This window comes from Sphaerisporangium sp. TRM90804 (assembly GCF_029846175.1).
Lineage (GTDB): Bacteria > Actinomycetota > Actinomycetes > Streptosporangiales > Streptosporangiaceae > Sphaerisporangium.
The window spans coordinates 1-11,975 of sequence record NZ_JARWAC010000016.1; the positions used below are offsets into that span (position 1 = coordinate 1).

10 protein-coding genes are annotated in these 11,975 nt (G+C 73.6%); 6 read left to right on the plus strand and 4 right to left on the minus strand.

All coding sequences use genetic code 11. The annotated features are described in order from the left end of the window. A partial coding sequence (locus PYR91_RS20465; protein WP_279781792.1) for a bifunctional cytidylyltransferase/SDR family oxidoreductase occupies positions 1–1,429 on the minus strand: 1,429 nt, incomplete at its 3' end. Positions 1,430–2,274: 845 nt separating this feature from the next. On the opposite strand from PYR91_RS20465, the gene PYR91_RS20470 reads away from it, so the two are divergent. The 6 genes from PYR91_RS20470 (at position 2,275) to PYR91_RS20495 (ending at position 7,927) form a co-directional block, all read left to right on the plus strand. Beyond that, complete coding sequence (locus PYR91_RS20470) at positions 2,275–3,504, plus strand: CDP-alcohol phosphatidyltransferase family protein (RefSeq protein WP_279781793.1); 1,230 nt, start codon at positions 2,275–2,277, stop codon at positions 3,502–3,504. A gap of 14 nt (positions 3,505–3,518) precedes the next feature. Continuing rightward, a complete protein-coding gene (locus PYR91_RS20475; RefSeq protein ID WP_279781795.1) occupies positions 3,519–4,127 on the plus strand; it encodes a DUF5941 domain-containing protein in 609 nt (202 codons plus the stop codon). Positions 4,128–4,270: 143 nt separating this feature from the next. Continuing rightward, complete coding sequence (locus tag PYR91_RS20480; protein WP_279781796.1) at positions 4,271–5,005, plus strand: phosphocholine cytidylyltransferase family protein; 735 nt, start codon at positions 4,271–4,273, stop codon at positions 5,003–5,005. A 67-nt stretch (positions 5,006–5,072) separates the two neighbouring features. After that, a complete protein-coding gene (locus PYR91_RS20485; protein ID WP_279782342.1) occupies positions 5,073–6,113 on the plus strand; it encodes an iron-containing alcohol dehydrogenase family protein in 1,041 nt (346 codons plus the stop codon). Beyond that, positions 6,091–6,858 (plus strand): CDP-alcohol phosphatidyltransferase family protein, encoded by a 768-nt coding sequence (locus PYR91_RS20490; RefSeq protein ID WP_279781798.1) that lies wholly within the window; start codon positions 6,091–6,093, stop codon positions 6,856–6,858. Before PYR91_RS20485 ends, PYR91_RS20490 begins: the two co-directional genes overlap by 23 nt. Positions 6,859–7,048: 190 nt before the next feature. After that, positions 7,049–7,927, plus strand: coding sequence for a glycosyltransferase (locus PYR91_RS20495; protein WP_279781800.1), 879 nt, complete (start codon positions 7,049–7,051; stop codon positions 7,925–7,927). Between the two features lie 9 nt (positions 7,928–7,936). Here PYR91_RS20495 and PYR91_RS20500 read toward each other — a convergent pair whose 3' ends face one another. The 3 genes from PYR91_RS20500 to PYR91_RS20510 form a co-directional block, all read right to left on the minus strand. Continuing rightward, positions 7,937–8,683, minus strand: coding sequence for an acetoacetate decarboxylase family protein (locus PYR91_RS20500; protein WP_279781802.1), 747 nt, complete (start codon positions 8,681–8,683; stop codon positions 7,937–7,939). 72 nt (positions 8,684–8,755) lie between these two features. Beyond that, a complete protein-coding gene (locus tag PYR91_RS20505; RefSeq protein ID WP_279781804.1) occupies positions 8,756–9,871 on the minus strand; it encodes a glycosyltransferase in 1,116 nt (371 codons plus the stop codon). Positions 9,872–9,971: 100 nt separating this feature from the next. Beyond that, positions 9,972–11,852 (minus strand): acyltransferase family protein, encoded by a 1,881-nt coding sequence (locus tag PYR91_RS20510; protein WP_279781805.1) that lies wholly within the window; start codon positions 11,850–11,852, stop codon positions 9,972–9,974. Positions 11,853–11,975: the final 123 nt, after the last annotated feature.

The window sequence follows — 11,975 nt, forward strand, 5'->3', positions numbered from 1 at the left end:
GGACGCGGTGGCCACGAGGCTGCCCTCGGCGCCCAGCGTGACCAGCACCCCGGCCGGGCCGGCGGCCAGCAGGTCGGGCGCGGGCCCCCCCCCGGGGGGGCCCCCGGGGGGGGGGGGGGGCCCCCGCGTCCAGGACGGCCTGGGCCAGCGCGTCCGGGGACGCGAGCGTGGTGTCCGCGGCGTCGAGGCAGGCGACGTGGACGCCGTAGCCCGCCCACTCGTCGTTCAGGGCCTCGGCCAGCGCCGCCACGGCCGCGCCCGCCGAGGCGTAGACGCCGGTGCGGCCCGCGCCGGGGGTGGGGGACGAGGCGCGCAGCAGCAGGTGGCCGCCGCTGTCGCGCAGGTGGGGGAGCGCCGCCCTGGCGACGGTGAGCGGGCCGAGGTGGTGCACCGCGATGACCTCCCGCAGCGCGTCGTCGTCCGCGTCCGCCAGCGTGAGCGGCCGCTCGGGGCCGCCGACGCCGACCACGACGTCGATGCGGCCCCTCTCCTTGGCCACCCGCCCGAGGGCCTCGGCGACGGCCCCGGCGTCCTCCACCCGCACCTCGTCGCGCGAGCGGGAGAACCAGTGGACGGCGGCGCCGTACTCCCCGGCCAGCTCGGCGAGGTGGGACAGCTCGGGGCCGTCGCCGAAGGCCACCACGGTCTTCCCGGCGAGCGCCCGGTGGCGGGCCTCGGCGTCCGCGTGGCGGGTCGCGGGGGCGAGCCGCAGGAGCCGGTCGGCGATGTGCAGGTCGACCGGGTGGGTGACCTTCATGTTGTGCTCGCTGCCCGGCACGATGTGGATCGGCACGCCGGGGAGGTACCGCAGCACGACGCCGCAGTCGTCGGTGGCCTGGCGCTCGGCGAAGTCAGGGTCGGCGAACGCGCGCTCGTACGCCTCGCGGATCACCGACAGGCGGAAGCACTGCGGGGTCTGGGCACGGCGCAGCAGTGTGCGGTCGGGGATGTCGCGGACGGTCTCGCCCTCGGGGCCGGTGTCGACGACCAGCAGCGTGTCGGACGAGGGGATGGCCACCTCGACGGCGACGTGGGTTCGCAGAGCCTGGACGCACGCGGTGATCGTGCTGGGCTCCACCAGCGGGCGGACGGCGTCGTGCAGCAGCACGTCGCACTCCTCGGCGCCCAGCGCCTCCAGCGCCCGCCAGGTGGACTCGGTGCGCGTCGCGCCGCCCTCCACGACCCGGCTGACCTTGCCGAACCCGCCCCGCTCGACGATGCGCTCCACCTCGCCGGTGTATCCGGCCGCCATCAGCACGAGGATCTCGTCGACCTCGGCCGCCTCCTGGAACACGGCGAGCGTGTGCTCGATGACCGCCCGCCCGGCGATCTTGAGCAGCTGCTTGGGCGTCCCCTCCCCGACGCGCCGCCCGACCCCTCCGGCGAGCACCACGGCGACGGTGCGCAGACGCGGTTCCGCTACCCCCACGATGAATTCCCTCCCGCGACACCCATGAACCCAACGCCCGACCCTACCCACCCCCACCCCCTTCCCACCCCCGACGCCCAGCCCCCGCCCCGGCGCCGGGTGGGAGCATCCGTGGCGGGGTGGCGGGGTGGCGGGGTGGCGGGGTGGCGGGGTGGCGGGTGTCCCCTGTGCCCCTTCGTGCTGCTCCCAAGCCCTCGTTGTTCGGTGGTGCCGTCGGGGCCGGGGGATGGGTGGGGGGATGTCGGGATATGGGATTGGGAAACGGCGCGGGTGGGGATGCGGGGGGCTTGGGACGGGGGAATGACGTGCGGTGATGGGATTGCGGGGTGGTGATCACTCGGTTACGTTGCGGGGTGACGATACCGGTCGCGGAAGGAGACCTCCGGTTGCCTGAATCCGCGTATCCGCCGCCGGTGCGGCCCTCCGCGAGGACGGCCGCCGTGCCATGGGAGCCGCAGGGGAGTCCGGCGCGTCCCGCCCCGGCGGCGGCCGCGGTCGTGCTCGCGACGACCGCGGCCACCCGCCTCGCCTGCGCGGAGGGGACGCTGGCGCTACGGCTCGCCGGGCAGCTTCTCACCCTGCCGGTGCGTGAGGTCCATGTGGTCGACAGGTCGGCCCGAGAGCCCGAGTCGCCCGGGACGACGGCCGGCGCCGGGCCGCGCCCCCTGGCGGCCGGGGACGGGTACGGCTCGGGGGCCGGTCCGCGGTCGCCGGGCGGTGCGCCTGACGGAACGGCTGTGGTCCCGCCGGGCTCGGCCGGTGACGGGCCTGGGTCGTCGCTCGTGCCTGGCCGGCATGGTGCGGGGGGTGAGGTCGTGGGGTGGCCCGGAGGGTCTCGGGTCACCGTGAGTGAAGGGCTCGCGGGGGATCTGCGGGCGGTGGCTTCGGTGGCGAGGGCGGGGCCGGGGCCGGTGGCGGTGTTGCCGGGCGATCTGGTGGCGCACACCGAGGCGCTCGCGTTGCTGCTGGCCGATCCGGCGCACGGCACCGGGGCGCTGGTGTCGCCGGGGGCCGAGCGCGCGGGCCCGTTGACGCCGCCGGTGCGGGTGGAGCGCGGGCGGGTCGTGGCCGCGGGCAACTCCTTCCACACGGTCAGCGCCCCCAACGCCTGCTTCCGGGGCGTCCTGCACGTCGGCGAGGCCGACCTGGCCGGGCTCGCCGAGGTCGCGGACGAGCTCGCCAACCTCGCCCAGGCCCGGCGGCTCGGCGACGTACGCGACGCCGAGGCCGCCGACCTGCTGCTCGCGGGGCTCGTCCGCGTCGGCGTTCCCGTGCGCGCCGCCCCGCTCGGCGGGCTGCACTGCGGCCGGGTCTCGGGGCAGCTCGGCGCGGACGCCGCCGTCGCGAAGCTGGCCGAGGTCGACCAGGATCGCGCCCGTCTGGCGGCGTCGGTCAAGTCCGACGACGGCTGGGTGGCCACCTACCTGGTCAGCTCCTGGTCACGCCACCTGGTGCGGCCGGCGGCGCGGCTCGGCCTCACGCCGAACGCGGTCACCGGCCTCTCGGTGGCCCTGGCCGGGCTGGCCGCCGTCGCGTTCTCGGCGGGCGAGCGTCGCGCGCAGGTCGCCGGGGCGGCGCTGCTCTACCTGTCCTTCGTGCTCGACTGCGTGGACGGCCAGCTGGCCCGCTACACCCGCGCCTTCTCGCCGATCGGCGCCTGGCTGGACGCCACCTTCGCCCGGGTGAAGGAGTACCTCGTCTACGCCGGCCTCGCCGTCGGCTACGCCGGAGGCCTCGACCGCGGGCCCACGGGCCCGGAGAGCATCTGGGCGCTGGCCGTCGCCGCCATGCTGGTCCAGTCGATGCGCCACATGATCGACTTCTCCTACGCCGGGGCGCGGGCCGGCAAGCCCGGCTCCGAACGCCTCTGGGACCGTCCGGGCGACGCGCCGAGCGTCCTCGCCGGGATGCCCTGGCTCAGGAAGGTCGTGGTGCTGCCCATCGGGGAGCGCATGCTGCTGATCGCGGTGACCGCCGCGCTCTACGACGCCCGGGTGACGTTCATCGCGCTGCTCGCCTGGGGCGGGCTCGCGACGCTCTACATGCTCGCCGGCCGGATCGCGAGGTCGTTCTGACGATGATCGTCCACATGACGCCGGTTCCCCGCAGCTTCGTGGTCACCTACCGCGACGACGGCGTGCTGTCGCGCGGCATGGGCCTGCTGGTGGCGGGCCAGCTCCCGCCGCTGCCGCCCGCCCTCGCCGGGGCGTTCGTCACCGGCGTCATGCTGTTCCTGGGCGTCGCCGGCGACGACGGCCCGTCGGTCTTCGCGCCGGCCGTGGCGCTGCTGCTCGCCGGCCCCGGCAGCTCCCACGCGCACGACGGCAGGCTCGACTGGCTCGTGCCGCCGATCCTGCGCGTCACCGAGTACGGCTTCATCACCTGCGTGGGCTTCGCCTGGGACGTTCCCAAGCCCCTGCTGTTCGGCCTGCTCGGGGCGATGCTCTTCCACCACTACGACGTGGTCTACCGCTGCCGCCAGCACGTCTACCCGCCGTCGTGGCTGGCCTCGGCGGGCCTGGGCTGGGAGGGCCGCATGCTGCTGGTGGCCATGGGCGCCCTGCTGGACGTGGTCACCCCGGTCTTCGCGCTCGCGGCGCTCTACCTGACCGCCCTGTTCGGCTGGGAGAGCCTGACCTGCTGGCTGGCCGCCCCCACGTCGGGCGTCGAGGCGGCCGACCTCGGCGGCCACGACTGACCGGTTCCGCCCCGTATCTCCGCCCGCACAACCAATAAAAGACCTCATAAAGGTCGAAGTGAACTCCGGATTACACGATCAGCACGTCAAGGCAACTAACCTTTGCCCCTACGGAGAACTCTGCTCTGACTGAGGAGTGCACGTTGCTGGGAATGGTGCTGGCCGCCGGGGCCGGACGACGCCTGCGGCCGTACACCGACACGCTGCCCAAGGCGCTGGTGCCGGTCGACGGGGAGACCACGATCCTCGACATCGCCCTGCGCAATCTGGCGGCGGTCGATCTGCGGGACGTCGTCGTCATCGTGGGGTACGCCGCCCAGGCGGTCCACGACCGCAAGGCCGAGCTCGAACGGCGGCACGACGTCAAGCTGACCCTCGTGCACAACGACAAGGCCGAGGAGTGGAACAACGCCTACTCCCTGTGGTGCGCGCGCGACCACTTCGCCGAGGGCGCGCTGCTGGTCAACGGCGACACCGTGCACCCGGTGTCGGTCGAGCGCACGCTGCTGGACGCCCCGGCGACCACCGACCTCCTGCTCGCCGTCGACGACGTCAAGTCGCTGGCCGACGAGGAGATGAAGGTCGTCCTCGACGAGACCGGCCACCTGAAGCGCATCACCAAGCTCATGGACCCCGCCGAGGCCTTCGGCGAGTACATCGGCGCCACCCTGATCCGCCCGGGCGCCGCTCGGCGGCTCGCCGACGCGCTCCAGGCCACCTTCGAGCGCGACCCCCAGCTCTACTACGAGGACGGCTACGGCGAGATGGTCGCCCGGGGCGAGCAGATCGCCGTCGCGCCCATCGGCAAGGTCGACTGGGTCGAGGTCGACAACCACCAGGACCTCGCGAAGGCCCGGGAGATCGCGTGCCACTACTAGCCGCGCCCCGCCGGCAGGCGCAGGCCACGACCACGGCCCGGGAGGACGCATGCCGCTTCTAGCACGAATGCTCATGGCCCCGCTGACCGTCGAGGTCCGCAGGGGCGCGGTGGCCCAGCTCGGCGGCCTGCTCGCCGACAGCCGGGTGGCGACGTCCGGCAGGGTCGCCGTCGCCGTCGGCTCAGGCCAGGGCGACCACATCTCCGACCTCATCGCGCCCACGCTCGGCGAGGCCCGGGTGTTCCGCGTCGCCGACGGGTCGGTGGACGCCGCGGTGTCCCTGGGGGCCGATCTCCGCAAGGGCGCCTACGAGGCCGTGGTGGGCATCGGCGGCGGCAAGACGATCGACGTCACCAAGTACGCCGCGTCGCTCGCCGGCATCCCCATGGTGGCCGTGGCCACCAACCTGTCGCACGACGGCATCTGCTCGCCGGTCTCCTCGCTGGAGCACGAGGGCGGCAAGGGCTCGTTCGGCGTGCCGATGCCGCTGGCCATCCTCGTCGACCTCGACTTCGTGCACGGCGCGCCGCCCGCGCTCGTGCGGGCCGGCATCGGCGACGTCGTCAGCAACCTGTCGGCCATCGAGGACTGGCAGCTCGGCAACGTCGAGCGCGGCGAGCCCATCGACGGCCTGGCGGTCTCGATGGCCAGAACCAGCGCCGAGGCCGTGCTGGGCCGGGCCGACTCCATCGAGTCGGACGCCTTCCTCACGGTGCTGGCCGAGGCGCTGATCCTCTCGGGCATGTCCATGGTCGTCGCCGGGTCCTCCCGTCCCGGAAGCGGTGGAGATCATGAGATCCTTCATGCCGTGGACCAGCTCTACCCCGGCACCTCCAACCACGGCGAGCTCGCCGGCATCGGCGCGGCCTTCTGCTTCTTCCTTCGCGAGGACGAGGAGCGGCTGGCCGTGGTGGCCGACTGCCTGCGCGCGCACAAGCTTCCGGTCGTCCCGGGTGACCTGGGCCTGACCAACGAGCAGTTCGCCGCCGCGGTCGACCTGGCGCCGTCCACCCGGCCGGGGCGCTACACGATTCTTGAGCACCTTCGGCTGTCCGAGGCCGAGGTGCGCGACCGGGTGGAGGAATATGTCCGGGCCATCGGTCATTGAGCTGCGGGCTGTCGCCCAGCCGCAGACGACCGTCGAACGCAAGTCCGGCGAGCACTGGGCGGGCCTGCTCTACATGCGCAAGCTCTCGATCTACGTGACGTGGGCGCTGGCCCGCACGCCGCTCACGCCCAACCAGGTCACCGGCCTGATGATCGCCTGCGGGCTGCTGGCCGGCGCGGTGCTCGCGCTGCCGGGCCTGTGGGCGGCGTTCGCCGCGGCCGTGCTCGTGCAGGTCTACCTGCTGCTCGACTGCTCCGACGGCGAGCTGGCCAGGTGGACCGGCCGCACCTCGATCACCGGCGTCTACCTCGACCGCGTGGGCCACTACTTCGCCGAGGCCGCGCTGCTGATCGGGCTCGGCTTCCGGGCCTCTGAGACCACGCCCGACTGGTTCACCGTGCTCGGCTTCGCCGCCGCGCTCGGCGCCATCCTGATCAAGTCGGAGACCGACCTGGTGGACGTCGCCCGCGCCCGCTCCGGCCTGCCGGCCTCGGAGGAGGCCCAGGCGGAGCGGTTCCGCTCCCCGCGGCTCGGCGCGGCGCGCAAGGTCGCGGCGGCGCTGCGGTTCCACCGGGTGATCCAGGCCGTGGAGCTGTCGCTGATCGCGCTGGCCGCCGCGGTGTGGGACTTCGTGGCGGGCGGCCTGACGGCGACGCAGGTGCTCACCGTCGCGTGCGCCGTCTTCGCCGGCCTGCAGACCGTCCTGCACCTCGTGAGCATTCTCGGATCCAGGCGCCTCGGGTGAACCGTGCGAGCATTCCGCCGCGTATCTGAGTCAACACCGGTCACGTGGGAACGCCTACTGTTCGGTGAAGGTTCGCCGAGAGTTCCGATACGCTTATTTGGCCGTCAGCAAGTAGGGTTCCGAATGCCCGCTCAACCAGATTCGGTGATCATGTCTACATGCGTTCTCCATGCGTCGAGGCGATGACGCGTTGAAGATCTCATGTGTCATCCTCACCATGGGCAACCGGGTCGCCGAGCTTGAGCGCGCGATCGAGTCCGCTCTGACACAGACCGACGGCGACGTCGAGGTGGTGGTGGTCGGCAACGGCGCCGACGTCCCGCCCGTCGCCGACGTGCCGCGCAGCGGCGCGTCCAGCGTCCGCGCGGTGCGCATCCCGACGAACGTCGGCATCCCCGAGGGGCGCAACCACGGCGTGCGCGAATGCACGGGCGACGTCGTGCTGTTCCTCGACGACGACGGCTGGTACGCCGACGACAAGGTGGCCGCGCACGTGCGCGAGCGGTTCTCCAGCGAGCCCGACCTCGCGGTGATCTCCTTCCGCGTCATGGATCCCGAGGGCGGCGCCGGCCAGCGCCGGCACGTGCCCCGGCTGCGCGCCGGCGACCCGCAGCGCTCCTCCCCGGTGACCACCTTCCTCGGCGGCGCGTGCGCGATCAGGCGCTCGGCGTACCTGCAGGTGGGCGGCCTTCCCGGCCGGTTCTTCTACGCCCACGAGGAGACCGACCTCGCCTGGCGGCTCCTCGGCGAGGGCTACCGCATCGAGTACGACGCCGACGCCGTGATGTACCACCCCCAGGTGCCGCCGACGCGTCACGCCGACTTCTACCGGCTCAACGCCCGCAACCGGGTGTGGCTGGCGCGCCGCAACCTCCCCTGGCCGCTGGCGGTCTTCTACCTGCTCGACTGGGCGGTGCTGACGCTGGTGCGCGAGCGGTCGTGGGACGCCATCAAGGCGTGGGCGCGCGGCTTCGCCGAAGGGCTCAGGGAGCCCGCGGGCGAGCGCCGCCCCATGGCGTGGCGCACGGCCTGGCGCATGCTCAGGCTGGGACGCCCGCCCATCGTGTGAGGCGGCCGCTCAACGCCGGTGGCAGGGCATGCTGCGCGGCTCCTCGAAGCTCAGCGCCGCGCCGGACACCGTGACCGTCGCCAGGGCTCGCTTGGGCAGGCCGAGCTCGCTGAGCTCCTTGGCGATCGGGTGGTTGCCCAGCCTGACCAGCGCCCCGCCGGGCCGCGTCCGCAGGGCGTGCGGCCTGATGTGCCAGCGCGTGCGCCGGGTGACCCCGTCGAGGTGGGAGTAGGCGTCCATCGGGGTGCGGGCCGCCACCACCGGGACGCCGGGGCGGATGAGCAGGTCGAGCACCAGGCGGTCGTCCTTGCGCAGCAGGCACCGCTTGTAGGGCGACGACAGCCGAAGGTCGATCTGCGCCAGCTCCTTGGGGAAGCCCCAGATGGCGCGGCCGGCCTCCATGGTGAACCGCTGGTCGACGGGCAGCCAGTGCACGAACATGCCCGAGACGGCCGCGAGCACGTCGCGCAGGCCCGACACGGGGCCGCGGGTACGCCGGCGGCGGTCGTCCGGCGGGCGCACGCTGAACGCCACCCCGAACTCGTTGTAGGAGCCGAGGTCGCCCTCGTCGTACCGGATGAACGCCAGCGTGCAGAGCGCCTTGCCCGGCAGCACCTCGGCGACGTCGAGGTCGCAGTAGGCGAGCACCGCCCGGACGGCGTCCGCGCGCACGAGGTAGGTGGCGGCGCACGCCGTGGCGTCCCGGATCTCCACCGGCATGGCGACCGTCCGCCCCTGGATGTGATGGCTGGCCATGAGGTCAAGTAGACCAATCAGCGGAGCGGGGCGCCAGCCGTGGAAGGGGCCGGGATGCCCGGCGGGGCGGGGTCAGGCGGGCACCACGCGCCGGGTGACCGTGGCCGGGACCCGGGTCGCCCACGCCTCCAGCGCGCTGACGAAGGCGGGGGCGTGGTCGGGCCAGTGGTAGTGGCCGCGCGCCTCGGCGTACCCCCGGGCGCCCATCGCCGCCCGCCGCTCGGGGTCGTCCCGCAGCCGCAGGACGGCCCGCTCGGCCGCGTCCACGTCCCCGAAGGGCACGATCACGCCGCAGCCGGCGCGCCCGACCGCCGAGGCGGCCATCGGCAGCGGGGTGCTCACCACCGGCACGCCCCTGGCCATGTACTCCATGACCTTGGTGGGCAGCGACCGGCGGTAGTTCGGCAGGTCGTGCAGGAGCGAGAGGCCGGCGAGCGCGCCCTCGGCCATGCGCAGGGCGTGGTCGTTGGGGACGTAGCCGAACCAGTCGAGCACTCCCTCGCGCTGCGCGTCGCGCAGCGCCGGGCGCACCCGGGCGTCGGCGCCGCCGATGAGGTCGAGCCTGATGCCGCTGGGCCGCAGCCGGCGGGCCAGCTCGATCATCTCCAGCGCGCCCCTGGCCTGCGACAGGTGGCCGACGTACACCACGCGGCTCTCGCCGGGGGCGGGCGGCGGCGTGGCGGGCACGTAGGTGGTGTTGGGCACCACCGGGTGGTCGCCGGTGAAGCGCTCGCGGTACGCGGGCTCGGCGAGGATCAGGTGAGTGCGGCGCGCGGCGCGGTCCTCGACCCGCTGGACCAGGGGGGGCAGCATCCGGCGGGCCGGCTCGGGAAGGTAGTCCTTGGTGTCCAGCGAGGCGGCGGTGTCCTCGTGGACGTCCCACACCGTCGGCGGACGGCGGCGCGGCAGGGCGAACAGCAGCTCGATGTCATGGACGAGCAGCAGGTCGGCGTCCTGGACACCCTTCTTGATCGCCGCGCGGGCGGCGCGCAGCGCGTGCCTGCGCCGCAGCCCGACGGCACGCGGCACGTCGATGGCGCGGATCTCCGCCGGCGGGGTGACGTTGCAGTGGGTGAACGGCGCGATGTACGTGACCTCGTGGCCCGCCGCCAGCAGCGCCCGGATCTGCCGGTGCATGATGCGGGCGTCCTCCGGGTGGTGGACGATCGTGCCGACACATACCTTCATGTGTCGATGCTGAGCGCGGTTCCCTTACTGCCCGGGTGCTTACCGTGAATCGCGGGGGAAATGCCGCTGAACATCGCGTCGCGGGCGGCGCCGTGCGGGCCTAGGACGACGGTCTGCGGTAGAGCCAGCTCAGGCGCGGCTCCAGCAGCCACTTGAAGGCCGTGCGGGTCTCCGGCAGGCACAGGACGATCGCGAGGGCGAAGCAGCTGCTCGTGATCGCCATGACGCCCAGCGGCCCGTACAGCCAGGGCTGGCTCAGCCAGCCCATCTCCTTGGCGATGTACACGGGCACGCCGTGCAGCAGGTAGCAGTACAGCGTGCGGGTGCCGAGGTCGGAGAACCAGGTGCTGCGCCGCGGGACCAGCGCCATGACGGCCATCGAGACGGCGAGCGCCGCGACCAGCAGGCCGAGCCGCACGCCCATGCCCATCCACCACGACAGCTTCAGCTCGGCGTAGGCGTCCTTGTAGTAGATGGGGTCGAGCGGCACCTCGGGCGCGATGAGGATCGCCACGGCGGCGGCGCCCGCCAGCACGCCCACCGAGAGGATCTTGATCCAGGCGCGGTTGAGCAGGTCGAAGTGGTGCGGCTGGAGCAGGAGCCCGAGCACGAAGAACGGCATGAGGCCGAAGAAGCGGTCCATGCTGAAGTCGCCGGGGAGGTCGGACAGGCCGGCCAGCAGGTAGACGGCGACCGCGATCGGCAGGGGATAGCGCATGCGCCGCCACACCGGCGTGGACAGCCGCCACAGCAGCAGGGCGAGCAGGTACCAGTTCAGCCAGGCCGGGTCGATGATCGTCAGGCTCCACTTGTGGCCGAAGGCGAAGCGGAGCACCGCGTAGCCGAGCTCCACGATCACGTACGGCACCAGGAAGGTGTCGACCAGCTTGTTCGTCTTGGCGTTGGAGTTCCAGAAGTTCCTGCTGAGGTAGCCGCTGATCACGACGAACAGCGGCATGTGGAACACGTAGATGAACAGGTAGGCGGCGCGCGAGGAGTCGGCGGCGAGGGTGGGCACCAGAGAGTGCCCGGTGACCACCAGCGCGATGAGGACGAACTTGACGTTGTCGAGGTAGGGCTCGCGCGGGCGCTTCGCCGCGGGCGCGGCCTGCGCCTCGGGGGCCTCCTCGGGCTGCGGCCAGGGCTGCCCCCAGGCGCGCTCGCCGGTCTGGACGCCGCCACGCGGCGACTCGGTGTCGGGCCACCCGCCCTGCGTGGACGGGGCCGGCTGTGGCGGGCGGCGCTCCCAGTAGGAGAAGCCGTCGGAGGCGACGCCCGGTGGCGCCTGCTCGGGCGCGACGGCGCCCTCGGCGGGGCGCGTCGCGTGGCCGCCGCCCCAGGCGGGCACGGACGGGGCGACGGCGTGGGCCGCGGACCGCCCGGCGTAGGGCGTGGGGTCGTCGGCGTACGGCTCCGCGTGGGGGACGGCCTGCCCGGCGAGAGGCGTGTACGGGGCCGGGGGCGTCTCCTCGTCGGCCGAGGGCCAGCGCGGGGCCGCCTCGCCCGGCGAGGGCCAGCGCGGGGCCGCCTCGTCGGTCGAGGGCCGGCGCGGGGCCGCCTCGCCCGGCGAGGGCCGGCGTGGCGGCGCCTCGTCGTAGCCCTGAGGCTGCCGATCGTCCCACCTGGGGGCGTCGAAGGTGAAGGTCTCGGGGTCGTCGTCAGCGGGGGCGGGGGCGCTCTTGGAGCGGTGCCGCGGCGCGGGGTGGTCGTGGGTGACGTGCTGGGTGGGGTCGGCCGCCGGCCACAGGGACCCCGGGGACCTCTCGGCCGTTCTCGGTCGGTGACGGTCCCACGCGCCGGTCGGCGGCGCCGCGTAGTCGGGAACGGGCCACCGGGCCGCCGGGGCCTCCTCCGGACCGGTCTCCGTGTCGGTCGCGGCGGACTCGGGAGCCTGCTCCTCCTCGGCCGCGCCGGACTCCTCGTCGGGGACGTCGTCGGAGCGCGGGGCCGGTACGTGGAAAGAGGATCGCGTGTCACTCACGGGGGAAACGCTCAGCTATCTCTCGGTAGGCCAGGCCAGCTTCGGACTTCTGGCGGGCGCCCAAGAGCGATCGAGGTGAAGGTTGGGACTGACGAGGACGCGCTCACCAGATCATCACCCTAA